This window comes from Halomonas sp. (assembly GCF_029263665.1).
Classification (GTDB): Bacteria; Pseudomonadota; Gammaproteobacteria; order Pseudomonadales; family Halomonadaceae; genus Halomonas.
The window spans coordinates 33,452-51,171 of the sequence record NZ_JAJUFQ010000010.1 but is presented as its reverse complement, the minus strand read 5'-3'; the positions used below and the strand labels follow the sequence as shown (position 1 = coordinate 51,171).

Genomic DNA, 17,720 nt, shown 5'->3' with positions numbered 1-17,720 from the left:
CAAGCAGGAATTCAAGAGCATGATCACGGCATCAGGCGCACGGTGGCGTTGGCCGAGTGCCCTGCCGCATCCAGTACCGTAATGCGGTGAAAGCCGCCACCCATGGTGTCGAAGGCGGCTTCTCGACGCAGCGGATCTGCGTCCATTGGCCGGTTGTTGATCAGCCAGCGAAAAGGTGGCGTTCCGCCCTGAAGGTGCACGAACAAAGGCATGCTGCTGTCTGCGACACCAAAGACTTCCGCGCCATCGCGGGGGGCGAGAATGCGTATGGGCGGCGTCATTTCACCGCCTGTGCCCGCAGCAAATGTCCTCAATGCCTTCGGCAGGTCCCCGCTGGAGGCAATCAGGGCATCCTTCGGCGGCGTTCGCCGTGGCGGAACCACACCGACGATATCAAAACCGGCAAACAGCAATGGCGCAGCACTATACGCTCCCAGTGCCCCCGGCATGCTGCCGTTGTCGGGCCGCCCGACCAGCACGGCGATGACATGCTGGCCATCAAAACCGATGGCCCAGGCGTCACGATAGCCGTAGGAAGTCCCGGTTTTGAAGGCCACCTTGTCACTGGCTCCCAGGCCGCCGCGCGGCGTCTGACGCAGGATATCGGCCAGGTACCAGCTGGCTCGGGCGCTGATCACCCGTTGCGGTACAGCGTCCGAATCGGGCAATACCGTCAAGGGCACGACCTGACCGTCGTTGGCAATCATCGCATACACCATCGCCATGTCCTGCAGCGTTACCCCCAGGCCACCCAGACCAATGGCCAAGCCTGCCGCATGGCCACCCGGCAGCATGGGCTGGGCACCACTACGCCGCATGCTGCCCAGCAACCGAGCTGGGCTGATGGCATCCAGTACCGCCACGGCAGGCAAGTTCAACGACTCCTGCAAGGCACGGCGTACGCTTACTGGCCCACGAAAACGACCATCGAAATTGGAGGGTGACCAGCCATCAAAGTCCTGCGGCGCATCATTGATCAGTGTCTCGGGATGTATCAGCCCTTCATCGAACCCCAGGGCGTAGATCAGCGGCTTGAGCGTCGACCCGGGAGAACGCTTGGCCGCAGCCATGTCGACAAAACCCACGTGCTGTTCATCGAAAGGATCAGGCGCGCCGATACGCGCGCGTACTTCACCCGTGTGGTAATCGACCACCATCATCGCCACTCCGACATCGGCCACCTGCTGTCCGAGCCAGCGACGCAGCGCCAGCTCCAGGCGCCGTTGAAGTCCGGCATCCAGCGTGGTGTCGATGACGAGCGATCGAGCGGCAGAATGCCGGGCCTCGGCCACGAGTGCTTGCGCCAGGTGCCAGGATAGATGAGGCATGGGCACTAGCCGTTGCGGTATCGGCTCAGCCTTGGCCTCCTCCACCACTTCTGCCGAGAGCAGACCATCGGACAGGCTACGCTCCAGCACCCTTTCCCGGGCTGCGCGGGCCTGCTCCGGATGCCGATGAGGCTGACGCGCCACGGGAGACTGGGGAATCGCGACCAGCAAGGCAGCTTCAGCGGCTGACAAGAATCCAGGCCCTTTGCCGAAATAGCCGCGGCTGGCGGTCGCCACGCCTTCGAGATTACCGCCCATCGGCGCCAGGTTGAGATAAAGCTCGAGAATCGCCTTCTTGTCCAGCCTGCGCTCCAGAGCCAGGGCCGCTCGGATCTGCGCGAGCTTGGCTTTCATGGTTTGCGTTGGCTCTCGCTGAAGCAGTCGCACGACCTGCATGGTCAAGGTCGATCCGCCGGACACGATATCCCTATGCCACAAGGCCTGCCCAGTTGCCCGAACCAGCGCCAGCCAGTCCACCCCGTGATGGGAATAGAAACGCTTGTCTTCATAGGCCAGCAACATGGCCAGGTAAGTAGGGTCGACATCGCTCAGACGAGTCTGCTGACGCCAATAGCCATCCGCTGACAGAAACAGGCTCAACGGCTGGCCATGGCGATCCCGCACCACGGGCGAGTATTCCCAGGTCGTCAACGGGTCCGGCGCTGTCTCGACCCAACGCTCGAACGCCAGCCATAGCCCGGCCAGAACGACCAGCAAGGCAAGCGACACCAGCGCAACACATCGGCCGCTGATACGCTTGATAGCCTTGATGCGCTTGAGGCCCTTGCGACGGTACCTAGCGATCACCCTCGGCACCCTCAGTGCTATCTTCAGGGCCATCCTCAGGGCCATCTTCCGCAGTACCGGCCCCTTCCCCTTCAGTACCGACATTCCCAGTTCCGGTACCCTCCGATCGTTCAGAGTGGCTGCCGCTGATCACGACGCGCCCATCAGCGGTATTGGCATGGAAGCGTGGTACATACATGTCCTGAACATGTGCAGCGGGATGATGGAAGCTGCCAGGCTGGATGGCACGCACCACATAGGCCAATTGGAAAGGCCTGCGCTCGTCCAGCGTCACGGCAGCAAAAAAGCGCTCACTGCCGAATTCTGCATAGGTTGGATCCATCCCGCCGGGGAACCACTCCAGCGCTCGGGTATCTCCCGATGCCAGGACACTGGGATTATCAATCTGGAAGCCCGCCGGTAGCGGATCCTCGATGGCCAACTGGCCCTGTGACATGCCCAGTGGCGTGACCTTCAATACCACGACCAGCTTGTCATTGAGCGTGACATCCGCCACATCCACCGGTTCCCCTTCGAAGCTGTAATAGTGACGGCTTATCTCGACACCTGAACTCTGCCGCTCCACCTTGCCGGTGGGCACGCCATTCAGGGTCACGGCTACCGGCGTCACCTTGTCGAACGGGTTGTGTGGTGGCGATGCCAGATATTGCGCCAGGCTCATCTGCTCTGTGTATGCGGGTGTTGCCTCTCCTTCCAGCAGCGTTGCCGCAAGACGCAATGCACTGGCGCGTTCCTGGGTGTTACCATCGCCCGCCGATGACATGGCGGTATCCACACTGTCCATGTCCACACCCGCCACATCATCCACATCAAAACCGGATGCCAGGGCCAACCGATAGGCTGTCATCAGGTCTCGCCCGCGGCTGGCATAGATATCACCGCTACGGGAATAGGCATGATAATCATGGCCCAGCGAGAGCTCGTCGAAGGCTGTGCGAAACAGCCGGTTCGCACGCTGTGGATCACCCACGGCATGAAGCGCTGCTCCGAGATAAGCAGCATCGAGCCCTCGATCTCCACGGGCGACATCCGAACGGGAGTAGACATCGGCAAAATAGCGCACATCGCTGGCACGCACCTCACCCGCCTGGGACAGGACATAAAGGGCGTAGGCCGCAGCACTGAGGCTTTCCTGCGATCCACTGGCGCCGTTGATCTTGTTCTGCAGATTGCGCAACGCGCTGGAAAACGCATGTTCGGGCACCTTCTCACCGGCTTCACTGGCACGCAGCAGGAACTCCGTTGCATAGGCATCGAGCCAGAAATTTCGACTGCCCGGTGCCCACAGGCCAAAGGCGCCGCTGGCAGCCTGACGCGACAGCACACGCTCCACGCTCTGTGCCAGCCGGTCATCGGCCACTGCCTGACTTTCACTGCTCAGCCAGGAGCGTGCCGACAATAGTGGCTCGACCGACGAAACGATCTGTTCGGTGCAGCTGCGAGGTTCCGTTTCCAATGCATACGCAAGCCCTGCCAGATTGAAGTGGGCCAGGGGACCGAAGCTGATGCTGAGTGTTGCATCGGCCGCCATTCCCGAGGTCAGGCTATCCGGTAGTTGCAGGACTTCCCCCTTGCCAAGCTGTCCGATATGGCGCCGCTGGATCGGTAGGTCATTGCGCTTTACTGCAATCGGCAGTTGCTGGGAAAGCTGTTGCCCTGCAGGCGTGGTTATCTGAATGTCCAACTCGCCTTGCTGACCGCTATCGATCCCGGATTCACTGGCCTGAACGTCAAACGTCAGGGTGGTTCTTTCCTGCTCATCCAGCTCGACTTCCGCCGTATTGGCCCCGGCAAATGCCAGAGGCCCCTTGGCGGCAATCTCAACGCCGACCGTGCCCACAGGGCCTTCGGCATGGGCCAGTTCCAACCGCAGCTGCGTGCTGTCCCCGGGCGCCATGAAACTCGGAGCATGCCCGGTGGCCACGATGGGGTCGCGTACGATCAGGTCTTCGCTGTGACTGCCCAAGGCACTTTGCGACCAAGCCTGCGCCATGGCACGCACCGTGCCATTGAAGGCCGGCAGCGGAAGATCAATATCAGCTTCGCCATTCTCGTCCAGCATCACCAGGCCGGAAAATAGCGTCACGTATTCCTCGCGTTTCGGCCCAGGCGCCTGAGCAGGAGCATTGCTGTCCCCCCCTTCACGCAGCGTCGCCAGCGCGCCGGGAATATCATCGATCAAGCGGCCATAGAGATCACGCATGTCGAAGGCAAAGCGTCGCTGGCCAAAGAAATGCTGCTCGGGCTGCGGGGCCTTGTATCCGGTCAGGTTGAGAATACCGAGATCCACCATCGCCACCGTGGCGTAGACTGTTTCGCCTGCCGGGGCAGCATCCACGCTCAACCGCAAGGTGCCATTCTGGCGAGGCCGCAAAGGCGCCTGCGGCTGCAAGGACAGATCCAGGGTGCGCTGGGCAGTATCAACACTGACCCAGTTGACACCAATGGCACGGCGGGGGTTACGCCCATCGGCCTCGTTCGAGGGAGTCACCAGGGAAGTGACCAGATAGGCCCCCGTGCCCCACTTCTCGCTAACCCTCATGGTCAGCTCATTGGTACCTGGCGCCACCTTGAAACGCTGCCGTTCGACCAGCCGCCCGTTGAATACGCGCACGGAGGCGGTTCCTGACATGCGCGCGTCGAAGCGCAGCTTCAGCTCATCGCCACTACGATAGCTGGCCTGATCGACACCGGTATCCAGCCGTTCAGGTGTGTCAGGGCTCCCTGCTCCGCCGTAATAACCGGCCCAGAAGGTGTGTCGGGTAAGCACCAGAGCATTATCACCGGTGGTACGCAGTTCCAGTTCGTACTGCCCCCACTTCACGGGAGTGGACAGAGTTGTCTTGGCATCGGCCGCTACCTCCAGGGTACCCGTGGCCGCTCTTGTGCGGCGCTCGACCGGGGAATATCCCCATTCGCCGTTGACGCGGTACCACTGGTAGTCGTGCTCGATTCTCGACAGCGTCCATTCCACCGGCCCCAGTTTCATGCGCTGTCGGTCGTTATCCAGGGCAATGACGTCAAAGTGAGCATCACTATTCTCGGCAGCCATGCGTTCGAAGAGAGGCTTGAGGCCAATCACGGGACTCTCCAGCGCCATGGGCAAGGTCAGGCGACGTTCTACCGGCCTGCCCGATCCTTCACGCAAGCGCATCGCCAGGGCCAGCTCTTCAGGTTGTCCAACACTTGCCGAAGGGGGTAGCGGCAGACTGACCATGGCCTTGCCCGCTTCATCGGTGGTCAAGCCTCCTGGCAATACTGCGGAAGTCGCCTGATCTTCTGTCGCCGGCATACCGAAATGGAAGCCGGGATATTGCGCCAGTCCTGTCGCCGGCCGACGCACGACTGTGCCGGAAATCGGCAGATTGGCACCTACAGCGCCGTATAGATAGTGGGCCGCCACAGCAACCCGTGGCGGCACCTTGCTGGCGACCAGTGCCTCATCGCTTTTCAGGGTGAAATCGATTCTCTCGGGCACAAAATCTTCGACCAGAAAGCCGACCTCGCCCAGCATGTCCGCTTGTGGATCCACATGGAAACGCAACTTCCACAGACCACGCATGGCATCGGTTGGAAGCGGAAGAGACAACACCCGGCCGCCGGCGCCCTGATCCTCCAGAGTATGGCGTGACGCTTCCTTGCCGTCGGGGCGCTGGACGATCACGGTCAGCGGCAGCTTTTCCATGGCACGACTTTCCAGGTCCCGCATCAAGGCAGTGATATACACACTGTCACCGGGTCGGTAGATGCCTCGCTCGGTTGTGGCAAAGAGATTGACGGTATCCGGCGCTGGTGTGCCCGCCACACCACGGTCACTCAGATCAAAGCCTGCCTCACGCAGGTTGACGAAGTTGAAATCCGTACCATCGGTACTACTTGCCGTCAGTAGCGCCGGACGGTTGCCGCCTCGTCCTGCTAGCCATTCAGGTGCTATATGGACATAGCCATCATCACCAACCGTCGCCTGCTTGAGCACCGTGTTGTCCCGGCCCACCAGCTCTACGCCAGCCCCACCCATCGCCTCACCGTCGCTGAGCCGTTCGATGAACACGTGCAAGCCATCAGGGCCGTTGAAGGTCGTCATGGCCATGTTCGAGACCAGGAACCATTGGGTCGCCGGGCGATACTCATCTTGCCCCTGAGGGCGTGCCGTCATGGCATAGAGGCCTGTTTCGAGCTGTTCCAGGGCATGATCGATATCCAGCCGCGAGACAGTTTCCTGGTTCAGTTCACTGGCAACATCGGCATCCCCGCGCCATACCTCGGTACCATCTTCCTCACGCAGCTGGGAGGCCTGGTAGCGATCCAGTGACGTCAGGAAATGCTCTTGATCGAGGTATGTCGTCAGGCCTCGCTGAGGCAGGTGGAAAATACGCAGTTCGACCTTGTCCACGTTGACCGCGGTGATCGGGATGGACTTGGCCTGAGAGAACGGCAGCACATAGCCTCGCCCACTGAAACGCACACTCGGCGGACGGTCCGGCATGAGGATATCGAATGTCTCGGTGCGCGCCGTCCTCTCGCCAGACGCTGCTGGCAGGCCCTTGCGCAAGGTGATGTGATAGTCGCGACCATGCTCCAGCCCGGCAATGCACAGTCGCTGGCCTTCGGCGGTCACATCCACCGTGACGTCCTTGACCCGGACATAATCGCCATAAAGAAAGCCATCTTCACGCAGTGGTTCGGAGTATTCGGCGCAAAAACGCGGCGAAACGCTATCGGCTTCCGCCTGACTTTCGAGAACCCGGGGACCATAGGTGATCTGTGCCTGATGCAGGCGTTGTTCGTCACCGCTGAATTCCGCCAGCAGACGATGAGCGGCCAGAATGGCCGGCCCTCGCTCGGGCGACTTCTCCAGCTCGGTGGTAATGGCTTCGAGCGCTGTCACCTTGTCTTCACTATTCACGGCACGCACCCAGGCATTGGCCAGGAAGGCCATCTCGTCATAGGCCCAGGAGCGCAAAAAGTCAGGACGTGAAGAGCCGCCATCCGCGGCAAAGTGCTGCAACGACAACCAGGCATCGACATCATTTCCCAGAATGGCCTGGCGCAGATCTGGCCGCGATGAAAGACGCACATGGCGTTCCAGATGACGATAGAGCCGGCCCGCCCTTTGCCATTCGTCGTCTCGGATGAAGGCCACTTCACGCTGCTGACGAGCATTATCCAGCAACTCGGACGGCGTCTCTTCCAGCGTCCCGGACAGGGCGCCCTTGAAAGCAGGTGTTTCCGTGACATCCGACTTCAGAAAACAGGCACCGGCACGGAGGTTGAAAGTGAACGCCTGGCAGTCCTCATCTTCCCGGCAGGCATTGGCGCAGTAGCCCAGATCCGTCTCAAAGATCGAACGAATGTCATGGCCAGCGAAGTCGATATCGCGTTGGTATTCAATGCGCCGTTCCGGTAGCGGCCCCTGCTCCGACTGCTGAGCCAGGCCCGGAGCCGTGGTAACAAGCCAGCACAGAACCACCAGAAGATATCGCTTCATGTCGGGGCCTTCCCTGTCGAACCAGCAACATAGCCATGCTACGGGGGATCATCTCAATGTAGTTCACCCTCCATGGCCAGACCCCAAAAACGACAACGTCCCGGTGAATCGAATTCACCGGGGCGTTGGCTGAGGAAAGCAGATGATTCGCTTGCGGGATCACCGATAAACGACTTCGCCCCACTGCGGCTGCCCGCCCTCCATCTTGACCAGGTCACCCTTGGGCGCGTAGTCGAGACGCGAGGTCTGAGTCAGGCCGTTGTAGTTCCAGGACACATCGTACCCTACCGTCTGCGGTTGGGAGTCTGTCACCGTATGACACTGCGTCTCCATCGTGGTACCGGCTTGGCCGGCCTCTACGCGACGCTGCACTTCACGACCTGCCAGTCCACCACCGATCACGCCAGCAGCCGTGGCGATCTTCTTGCCGCTGCCACCACCAATCTGGTGACCGATCACCCCGCCGATCACCGCACCGGCAGCAGTACCGAGAATGGCATAAGGGTCCTGGGATTGAGCTTGACGGGTCACAGGAACCTGCTCGCAGACTTCACGTGGCGTCTGCACATTTTGTGTCACCGGGGTGACCGCCGTGATGTCGGCATAGGCAGGGCTCTGAGAATACGTCGGCTGTGATACTGGTTGGGCCTGAGCCTCCGGCTGGCTGGCCCTGGCCGGCTCACGAGCTTCCTCGACAGCATCAGCCTTGGCCACTTGCTCGGCTGCCGCGTCCTGTTCTTCCCGGGTTCTGCCCGTCAGTTGCGCTTCCTGCGCCGCCTGCAGGTCCATTGATGCAGCCACCACTTGCTTGGCGGCAGCAATGGCGTCTTCGTCCACTACCGGCTGGACATCAACTTCTCCCGCTATCTGTTCCGACAACTGTGCCTGTGCTTCCTGAAGCTGCTGCACCTGCTGTGTCTGCCAAGCGCCGAATGCCAGGCCTCCCAGACCGAATACAGCCAGAGAAGAGCCAATGACGATTGATTTGTTCATACCGGTTCTCCCCTTCCCGCCAGACAACGCAATACCCTATCCAGCAACACTCTATCCATACACACATGCTGCACGATATTGCCTGGTCTTGCGGAAAGTCATTTATCCAATGACAAGATAGTATCGTTATCGAACAGTGCTCTCACATACTCGGAACGAATTTGCGCGATATTTACCAAGCTGTCTCCGGGTACCGACAGAACTGTCGCCTATAACAGGGACTCCAAGGACGGGCAGCTGAAGCTGGTGAATGATTCCAACAACATGAATGGCTCCACTCTGCCAGGAGACACGGAATGTATCCCGACAGGATGGAGCCATCGTAGCAGCGGTTTTCTGTTCAGACGGGAGACTGTCCGCCAGATTGACGGGCTCAGCCGCCTTTCGACTCAGATACCCAGCTTGTCGCGCGTTTCATAGTACCAGGCTCCCATTGCCGACAGCGGCACCCGTAACATACGGCCACCAGGGAACGGCAGGTGTGGCAACCCGGCAAAGGCGTCGAAGCGTTCGTCACGCCCGGTCATCACTTCTGCGATCAAGCGGCCCGCCAGATGAGTACAGGTAACGCCGTGGCCGGAATAGCCTTGCACGTAGTAGACGTTGTCGTTGATCACGCCAAACTGCGGCAGACGGTTCAGGGTCATCAGGAAGGTGCCACTCCAGGCGTAGTCCACCTTGACCGAGGACAGTTCCGGGAATGTCTTGAGCATCTTGGGGCGAATCACTGCCTCGATATCGGCGGGATCCTCACCACCATAATTGACGCCACCACCATAGATCAGGCGGTTGTCGCGTGTCAGACGATAGTAGTCCAGCAGGTAGTTGCAGTCTTCGACAGCAATGTTGTTGGGCAACAGGCGCTTGGCCAGCTCTTCGCTGAGGGGCTCGGTAGTGATGATCTGGGTACCGCACGGCATCGACTTGGCTTCCAGCTCGGGCATCACGCCACTCATGTAGGCGTTTCCAGCCATCACCACACGTTCTGCCTTGACGACACCTTGCACGGTTCTGATCGTCACAGGTTGACCATGTTCCAGCTTGATCACCGGGCTCTGTTCATAGATCACTCCCCCCAGGGACTCGAAGGCTGCCGCTTCACCGAGCACCAGGTTGAGCGGATGAATATGGCCGCCGGAGTGGTCAATCAACGCTCCACTATAGCGATCGCTGCCCACTTCGCGCTTGTAGGCATCGCCTTCCAGCAGTTCCAGCTGGCGGTTGCCATAACGCTCCCACAGCGCCTTGTGTTCCTTGAGCCCTTGCAACTGCTTGCTGTTGCAAGCGGCGAACAGGTTGCCTTCTCGCAAATCACACTGGATAGCGTATTTGGCAATGCGTTCACGGATGATGCTGTTACCTTCGAAGGCCATGTCACCCAGAGCACGAGCTGCGGTTTCGCCATACTTTTGCTCGATGACATCCATATCACGGCTGTAGCTGTTGACGATCTGGCCGCCGTTGCGCCCGGAGGCGCCATAACCCACCCTGGCTGCTTCCAGGACAACGACGTTCAGCCCTTTCTCTGCCAGATGCAGGGCCGAGGAAATGCCACTGAACCCAGCCCCTACGACACACACATCACAACGCACTTCGCCACTCAAGGCAGGTCGCTCGGGGGACGGATTGGCCGAAGCGGCATACCAGGAAGCTGCGTGTTGCGTGGCTGGAGCAACACCGTGAGAGGTTGATGCGGTGCGGTTCACCGTTGAGGTCGCAGACATGGCAGACTCCAAGAATGGTTATTTTATTTGACACTTTTCGCCATTCTAAGGCCCATCAACGATAAATCCAACGTTTTAGGCATTAAATAATCACCATTACAGAGTGGTCTTCCACGCATAAAAACGGGCGATGGTCGTCAACCATCGCCCGATACAAGCGAAATACCCAATGTGGCTCCGGACTTATACTCGAAGCAGCAGGTGCTCTCTCTCCCAGGAACTGATGATCTGGAAGTACTCTCGGTGCTCAGCACGCTTTACCGCCAGATAGCTGTTGAGGAAACGCTCACCAAGAATATCGGCCAGCGCCGAGCATTCCCCCAGCAAGTCCAGCGCTGGGCCAATATCATCAGGCAGCTTGTTGCCACCGGACCAGGCCGACCCGACCATCGGCGGGCGTGGCTCGAGCTGGCCGACCATCCCTAGGTAGCCGCATGCCAAGGACGCGGCCATCACCAGATAGGGATTCGCATCGGCGCCTGCCAGGCGATTCTCGACACGCGTCGCTTCGGGCCCTGAAACGGGAACGCGCAAGCCGACTGTGCGATTGTCCATGCCCCATTCCACATTGATCGGTGCCGAGCCGCTGCTCTCGGTACGCATCAAGCGCCGATAGGAGTTGACGTTGGGTGCCAGCAACGGCATTGCCGATGGCAGGTAACGCTGAAGACCGCCGATGAAGTAGTGGAACAGGCGACTGGGCTGACCGTCTTCACCCACGAAGACATTATGGCCATCCTGGGCATCCACCAGGCTTTGATGGATATGCATGGAGCTGCCGGGCTGGTTGGCCATCGGCTTGGCCATGAAGGTGGCATACATGCCATGACGCAATGCCGTTTCCCGCAACACGCGCTTGAACAGCACCACCTGGTCGGCCAGCGCCAACGGATCACCATGCTGGAAATTGACTTCCATCTGCCCTGCCCCTTCTTCATGGATAAGGGTATCCAGGTCCAGATCCATGGCATCGCAGTAGTCGTACATCTCTTCGAACAATGGGTCGAACTCGTTGACCGCATCGATGGAAAAGGACTGGCGGCTGCTTTCCTGACGACCACTGCGGCCAATCGGAGGCTCAAGTGGATAGTCGGAATCCGTATTGGTCTTGACCAGGTAGAATTCAGCTTCCGGGGCCACGACAGGACGCCAGCCCCGGGCATGGTAAAGATCCAACACCCGCTTCAATACATAGCGCGGCGACAGCTCCACCGGCTCACCGGTGAGGTAATAGCAGTCATGAATGATCTGGGCAGTGGGGTCATCCGCCCAAGGAACCAGGAAAACGGCATTGGGATCGGCCACCAGCTCCATGTCCCGCTCGGCGGGATTCCAGAAGCGAATGTCCTCATCATCGGGGTATCCCCCGGTAACGGTCTGGATAAAGATGGAATCCGGCAAGCGTGGCCGACCACCATTGAGGTACTTTCCGGCAGGAATGATCTTGCCCTTGAGAATACCGGTGAGGTCCGTCACGAGGCATTCCACCTCGGTAATACCGTGCTGCTTGAACCAGTCGTTGAGTTCTGGTGTTTCCTGGCGGTTACTCATATGAGTTTTCCGAGTGTTGTTTATCGTGGGATGAACCCCGGCACTGCCGGGGTTCATCGAGGCAACCGGCAGTTCCACGATGCAAGACCATCATGGCTGCCAGCCGCCTCGGTATCCTTACCGCGCTTTCACCTCAGACCACAGTTGCTGGAACATCTGCAACTGCTGCCCTTCCAGACTGGGTGTAAAATGCAAGCGCTCCATTTCCTCATCCGTGGGCATGCTGGGCGGTTGAGTCAGCACCTCGTCAAGATACGGCTGAGCCGCCTTGTTAGGGCTGGCGTAGTAATTGAAGTTGGACAGCTGAGCACCAACTTCAGCATCCAGAATGAAGTCGATGAACTTGTGGGCCAGATCGGGATTGGGCGCTTGGGACGGAATCATCATCGAGTCCACCCACATCTCGGCCCCTTCTTTCGGAATCACGAACTTGAGGTTCTTGAAGGCTTCCGGGTCCTCATCGGAAAACAGCAGGTAGTCGCCATTGAAGGTCATGCCAACATGAGCCACTCCACGGGACAATTGCTGCAAGGCCGGCGTACCGTCGGTGAACCCTGAGAAGTTGTCGCGATGCTTGGTCTCGATGATCAGCCTGGCAGCTTCCTTCCAGTCTTCCGGGTCGGTGCAATCGTAATCCTTGCCAAGATAAGCGCAGGCTGCGCCTGTCGCTACCTGGCCATCGCCGATCAAGGCAAAGGGATAGTCACCATTGACCTCCGGATCGAACATCAGGGACCAGCTTGGTTCAGCATCCGGGAATGTCTCGGTATTGTAGATCAGTCCGGTCGTTCCCCACTGATAAGGGGCCGTGTATTCGGCACCCGGGTCATAGCTCGGGTCCAGGAACTGATCCATGACGTTGTCGAAATTGGGTATCTTCGAACGATCGAGCTTCTGCACTAGCCCCGACTCGATCAAACGCGGAACGAAGTAGTTGGACGGCACAATGATGTCATATTGAGACACACCGCCGGAGTTGAGCTTGGCAAACATCTCCGACAGATCATTGAAGTAGTTCTGCACCACTTCGACATCGTACTTCTGCTCGAAGGCCTTGATGATCTCGGGGTCCATGTATTCTGTCCAGTTGAACAGATACAGCTTGTCCTCCGCAGCCTGGACAGCGCCAGCCAGCATCAGGCTCCCCAGGGTGACCGCCAGGGCGGTACGCGTCTTGCGATGGATCATGATCAAGCACTCCTTCTTATTGGTATGAATAGCGCAAGGTTGGTGCATATAGTGGTATTGCATGCTACGGCCGGGCTCAAGTGGCTCGGCGACGGTTCAACAGCAAGCTCATGACAGCAGCCAGAGCCACGCCCCCTATCATCAAGGTGGCAATCGCATTGATCTCCGGGGAGATACCCTTCTTGATCGCACTCCAGATATAGATCGGCAACGTCGCACTTTCCGGCCCCGAAGTGAAGAAGCTGATGACAAAGTCATCCACCGACAGGGTAAAGGACAGGAAGAACGCCGAGATCAATGCCGGCTTGATGGTCGGTAGCATGAAGTGCATGACCCGCTTGAATGGCGTGGCATAAAGATCCTTGGCAGCTTCGAACAGGCTTGGATCAAGGCCAACGAAACGGGAATAGACAATCAGTGCCACGAACGGAATCTCGAAGGTCACATGGGCAATGATCATGGTCCCCAGCCCAGGTTTCAGGAAGCCGGTGAGCTGGTGGATCTGGACAAAGAACGCCATTTCGGAAATACCGAAGACGATATCCGGCAACACAATGGGCAGATAGATCAGAATGATCAGCCAGCCCAGTTTACGATGGCGATGACGATACATTCCGTAGCCAATCAAGCAGCCAATGACCAGAGCAATCACCGAAGACACGATGGCCAGCACCAGGGTATTGCCAATGGCACTGATGATTTCCTGATTGCCGAACAGCTTGATGTACCAGCGCAATGAAAAGCCAGTGAAGTGTGCTGCACTGTTGGCGGCATTGAACGAGAACAACATCACCACGGCCAATGGCAAATACAGGAAGACAATGGTCAGCCACCAGAATCCCTTGAGCCCACGCTTGAAGTTGCGCTTGTTCATATCACAACCTCCTCGCCACCGCCCAGTCGCTTGCCGATACGACGCATGGCGAACAGACCAATAAAGGTGGCAATCAGCATCAGGATGGCGCCAGCAGCACCAAGAGGCCAGTTGGAGCCTCCTGCGAACTGCGTGGCCACCAGGTTGCCCAGCATCATCCCCTTGCCACCCCCGAGCAGTTCGGGAATGACATACATGCCGAAGGCCGGGATGGCGACCAGCACCACCCCCGCCAACAACCCGGGAAGCGTCTGCGGGAAAACTGCGTGCCAAAATGCCTTCAGTGGAGAAGCGTAAAGGTCCTGGGCGGCTTCCACCTGAGCGGTATCAAGCTTTTCAAAAGCGGCATACAGCGGTAACACCATGAAAGGCAGGAAGTTGTAGACCAAACCCAGCGTCACGGCGAAATTGGAAGGATATAGCCCCATGTTGGGTGAAATCAGTCCAAGCGCGCTGGCCAGGTCAGAAAGCGGCGTATCCGGAGCCAGCAGGTTCATCCAGCCGAAGGTACGAATCACCTGATTGGTCCAGGAAGGCACCACCACGGCCAACAGCATGATCGGGCGCCACTTCTCTCGACAGGTGGTGATGTAATAGGCAATCGGGTAGGCCACGATGACGACCAGCACCGTGGACAGGAAGGTCTGCCACAGAGAGCGTAGCAAGGTGTAGAGGTTACCCGGGCTCCAGCCAAGAAAACCAAAACCGCTCAACTGCTTGAAGGAATCCACGGACAACGGCATCTGCGGCAGGCCGTAAGGACCATTGCTCATGAAGGCCACTGCCATCAGATAGACACTAGGCAGCACCAGAAAGACGATGATCCAGGCCGCGCCAGGACTTACCGTAAACAGCAGGTGACGAGCCTCCATCACCATGGCACGGCTACGGGTACTGATCGCTGCACCACCCGCATTGGCCACGGCACGCTGACGAGAGAGAATGCGCGTATCGCTTGTCGACATGACTCACCTCACTCGCTCAGTGTCACAAGGTCTTCAGCAGCAACGACGACCGTCACTTCATCACCCACCTCAGGCAGGTGACGACCACGATTGTTGACTGTCGCCTGCAGCACGACCGAACCGATTTCGATGCGGAATTCCGCATGGCTGCCACGATAGAGCCGCTCGGTGATCCGACCCGGCAGATGGTTGACGCCCTCTACTCGACCCGGCTTGAGGTCAAGCGTCTCCGGGCGAATCAGCACCAGTTCTCCCTGGGTTGCGTGTTGATTACCCTCTTCGATTTCCTGCTCTTCGACTTCCAGCTCCCCGATTTCGGTCGTCAACCGACCCCCTTGGCGAGCCGTGATCCGGTACAGATTGTCATGCCCCATGAAGCGGGCAACGAAGGCATTGGCCGGACGCTCATAGACATCACGCGGGGCGCCGACTTGCTGGATATTGCCGCCATTGAGCACGGCAATACGATCGGACATGACCATGGCCTCATCCTGATCATGGGTCACGAAGACAAAGGTCATACCCAGGCGTTTCTGTACCCTCAGTAGCTCTACCTGCAGTTGGCTGCGCAGGCCGGCATCCAGTGCCGACAGTGGTTCGTCCAGCAGCAGGACATCTGGTTCACAGACCAATGCCCTGGCCAGGGCAATACGTTGCTTCTGACCTCCAGAAAGCTGGTCGATGCGGCGATCAATCAGGTCGCCCAAGTGAATGAACCCGGCAATTTCCGCCACCTTCTGTTCACGCTGTGCCTGGGGCATGCCCCGCATCTTGAGACCAAAAGCCAGGTTCTCGCGTACCGACAGATGAGGAAACAGAGCATAGGACTGGAAGACCGTGTTGACACTACGATGATGCGGCGGGACTTCCGTTACATCCTTGCCACCGATGGTCAGGCGACCATCATCGGCCTCCTCGAGGCCAGCGAGAATACGCAGCATCGTGGTCTTGCCGCAGCCCGACGGTCCCAGCAAGGTGAAGAATTCACCCGCCTCTATGTCCAGATCGACACCATTCAGGGCAACGGTATCCTTGCCAAAGCGCTTGTGCAGGCCTCGCATCTGGATCGACGATGCCTGTCGACGCGAAGCATTCTCTCTGGACGCTTCATGGGCAGCGTCCAAGGCCTTGCTGCCGGCCTCGTTACCAAGGGAACCGCTCCCAGCCCCGCTGTGGAGACTGTTCTCAACCCCGCTGTGGGCACTCGTCGTCATCTCGGTCATGGAATCGTCCTCGTATGTCGGGCGGCCATTCACAGGCGGTCGCGCAGCTTGTAGAAATTGGTGGCAAGTACCAGTAGCGGAGTGCGCAGCCAGCGCCCACCGGGGAAGTGGCGATGGGGCATGGCGGCGAAGATATCAAACCGCTCACTTTGTCCGGCAATGGTTTCAGCCAGCAGCTTTCCGGCCAGCCCGGCCATCGCCATGCCATGACCAGAGTAGCCCTGGGCGTAATAGAGGTTGTCGTCCAGGCGACCGAAATCCGGTGCGCGGTTCAACGTGATGGCGATGTCGCCTCCCCAGCGATACTCGATGGCGATATTGTCGAGCACAGGGAACAGGTGACGGATCTTGTTATCGATGCGTGCATCCAGGCCTTTTGGCGGGCGGCCGTCATAGCTCACTTCCCCGCCATAGATCAGGCGACGATCAGCCGACAGGCGGTAATAGTCGAGAACGAAGTTGGCATCCGAAAGGGCATCATTCTTCGGTAGCACCAAGGCAGCCTGTTCCGGTGTCATGGGAGCCGTTGCAATCATGTAGTTGGCACAACGCATGATGCGCCCACTAAGCTGCGGCACCAGTCCGTTGCCATAAGCATTGGTGGCAACGATGACCTGATCGGCCGTCACTCGACCCTGGCGCGTCGCCACTGAGGCAGGATGCCCTTGCTTGATGTCGATGACAGGGCTTTCAGCATGAATGACCACCCCAGCCTGTTGAGCCGCGCGAGCCAATCCCAGCGTGTAGTTGAGGGGATGCAGGTGTCCTGCCTCGCTCTCCCACAACGCAGCCGGATAGGCGTCCGTGACCACATGCTCACGCAAGGCGTCCCCTTCACGCCATTCCAGAGCCTGGTAGTCATAATCATGCGCCATGCGCTGTTGGTACTCGCGCAACTCCGTGACATGGCGAGGCTTGACCGCAGCATGCAGATAGCCCCAGGAAAGATCGCAAGGAATCTGATGGCGCTCGACCAGTTCTGCGGTGAGGCGTACTGCCTCCCGGCTCATTTCCCAGATATCCTTGGCGGCCGAATGGCCCAGCGCCTGCTCAACAGTGGCGATATCCGTTCCCAGACCAGGCAGGATCTGACCACCACTGCGGCCAGAAGCACCGTGCCCCACGTCATGGGCCTCAAGGATAACGACACGATAGCCTCGTTCGGCCAGGTGCAAGGCGGCAGAACAACCCGTGATGCCGGCACCGATCACACAGACATCGGCTCGAACATCACCTTTCAGAGGAATACAGGGAGCCAGGTCGACCGCAACGGAATCACGGTACCAGGAGGCAGGAGTCGCGAACGACGATACAGCAGTCATAAAGAGTCCGTATTGGTTGCGCTTTGCGCTTATTGTTGTCTATCGAAACTCGTTGTGATGATGCCGACCCAAGGTCAGCGGCACCTCTTCAGTGTGACATCAGCACAAGGGGAAATGTCAAGTATTCGATAACAACAAATCATTCACCTAAAGGTCAGTCATTCCATAACTCACCACACCACCCCCACAACCATGCGCCTTCCAGGCATCACGCCCAGCGCACCAGCCTCATGGCATTTCGACCATATTGATGAACA

Annotated in this window: 10 protein-coding genes; all 10 read right to left on the bottom strand. The window is 58.8% G+C overall.

From position 1 onward, the window contains the following. Positions 1–23: 23 nt before the first annotated feature. The gene (gene pbpC, locus Q1K07_RS11785) at positions 24–2,168 is read right to left on the bottom strand and encodes a penicillin-binding protein 1C (protein WP_300311036.1); all 2,145 of its coding nucleotides are present in this window, start codon (positions 2,166–2,168) and stop codon (positions 24–26) included. Next, positions 2,125–7,623, bottom strand: a complete 5,499-nt coding sequence (locus tag Q1K07_RS11780; protein WP_300311034.1) for an alpha-2-macroglobulin family protein — start codon at positions 7,621–7,623, stop codon at positions 2,125–2,127. The genes pbpC and Q1K07_RS11780 overlap by 44 nt, the downstream gene beginning before the upstream one ends. Before the next feature lie 159 nt (positions 7,624–7,782). Further along, positions 7,783–8,616 carry a glycine zipper 2TM domain-containing protein gene (locus tag Q1K07_RS11775; protein WP_300311032.1) on the bottom strand — a complete coding sequence of 278 codons (834 nt, stop codon included), beginning with the start codon at positions 8,614–8,616 and terminating at the stop codon, positions 7,783–7,785. A gap of 389 nt (positions 8,617–9,005) precedes the next feature. Continuing rightward, a complete protein-coding gene (locus tag Q1K07_RS11770) occupies positions 9,006–10,340 on the bottom strand; it encodes an FAD-dependent oxidoreductase (protein WP_300311030.1) in 1,335 nt (444 codons plus the stop codon). Positions 10,341–10,523: 183 nt separating this feature from the next. Then, complete coding sequence (locus tag Q1K07_RS11765) at positions 10,524–11,891, bottom strand: glutamine synthetase family protein (RefSeq protein WP_300311028.1); 1,368 nt, start codon at positions 11,889–11,891, stop codon at positions 10,524–10,526. Positions 11,892–12,008: 117 nt separating this feature from the next. After that, positions 12,009–13,079, bottom strand: a complete 1,071-nt coding sequence (locus Q1K07_RS11760) for a spermidine/putrescine ABC transporter substrate-binding protein (RefSeq protein ID WP_300311026.1) — start codon at positions 13,077–13,079, stop codon at positions 12,009–12,011. 76 nt (positions 13,080–13,155) lie between these two features. Continuing rightward, the gene (locus Q1K07_RS11755) at positions 13,156–13,953 is read right to left on the bottom strand and encodes an ABC transporter permease (protein ID WP_300311024.1); all 798 of its coding nucleotides are present in this window, start codon (positions 13,951–13,953) and stop codon (positions 13,156–13,158) included. Beyond that, on the bottom strand, positions 13,950–14,918 hold the full coding sequence (locus Q1K07_RS11750; RefSeq protein WP_300311022.1) for an ABC transporter permease: 969 nt from the start codon (positions 14,916–14,918) through the stop codon (positions 13,950–13,952). Before Q1K07_RS11750 ends, Q1K07_RS11755 begins: the two co-directional genes overlap by 4 nt. An 8-nt stretch (positions 14,919–14,926) precedes the next feature. Then, a complete protein-coding gene (locus Q1K07_RS11745; protein ID WP_300311020.1) occupies positions 14,927–16,141 on the bottom strand; it encodes an ABC transporter ATP-binding protein in 1,215 nt (404 codons plus the stop codon). Between the two features lie 29 nt (positions 16,142–16,170). Then, a complete protein-coding gene (locus Q1K07_RS11740; RefSeq protein WP_300311018.1) occupies positions 16,171–17,463 on the bottom strand; it encodes an FAD-binding oxidoreductase in 1,293 nt (430 codons plus the stop codon). Positions 17,464–17,720: the final 257 nt, after the last annotated feature.

What these genes read in the sequence shown, in the direction of transcription:
- pbpC (WP_300311036.1), bottom strand. Translation starts at nt 2,168, where the DNA reads ATGGCCCTGAAGATAGCACTGAGGGTGCCGAGGGTGATCGCTAGGTAC.
- Q1K07_RS11750 (WP_300311022.1), bottom strand. Translation starts at nt 14,918, where the DNA reads ATGTCGACAAGCGATACGCGCATTCTCTCTCGTCAGCGTGCCGTGGCC.
- Q1K07_RS11780 (WP_300311034.1), bottom strand. Translation starts at nt 7,623, where the DNA reads ATGAAGCGATATCTTCTGGTGGTTCTGTGCTGGCTTGTTACCACGGCT.
- Q1K07_RS11755 (WP_300311024.1), bottom strand. Translation starts at nt 13,953, where the DNA reads ATGAACAAGCGCAACTTCAAGCGTGGGCTCAAGGGATTCTGGTGGCTG.
- Q1K07_RS11745 (WP_300311020.1), bottom strand. Translation starts at nt 16,141, where the DNA reads ATGACCGAGATGACGACGAGTGCCCACAGCGGGGTTGAGAACAGTCTC.
- Q1K07_RS11765 (WP_300311028.1), bottom strand. Translation starts at nt 11,891, where the DNA reads ATGAGTAACCGCCAGGAAACACCAGAACTCAACGACTGGTTCAAGCAG.
- Q1K07_RS11770 (WP_300311030.1), bottom strand. Translation starts at nt 10,340, where the DNA reads ATGTCTGCGACCTCAACGGTGAACCGCACCGCATCAACCTCTCACGGT.
- Q1K07_RS11760 (WP_300311026.1), bottom strand. Translation starts at nt 13,079, where the DNA reads ATGATCCATCGCAAGACGCGTACCGCCCTGGCGGTCACCCTGGGGAGC.
- Q1K07_RS11775 (WP_300311032.1), bottom strand. Translation starts at nt 8,616, where the DNA reads ATGAACAAATCAATCGTCATTGGCTCTTCTCTGGCTGTATTCGGTCTG.
- Q1K07_RS11740 (WP_300311018.1), bottom strand. Translation starts at nt 17,463, where the DNA reads ATGACTGCTGTATCGTCGTTCGCGACTCCTGCCTCCTGGTACCGTGAT.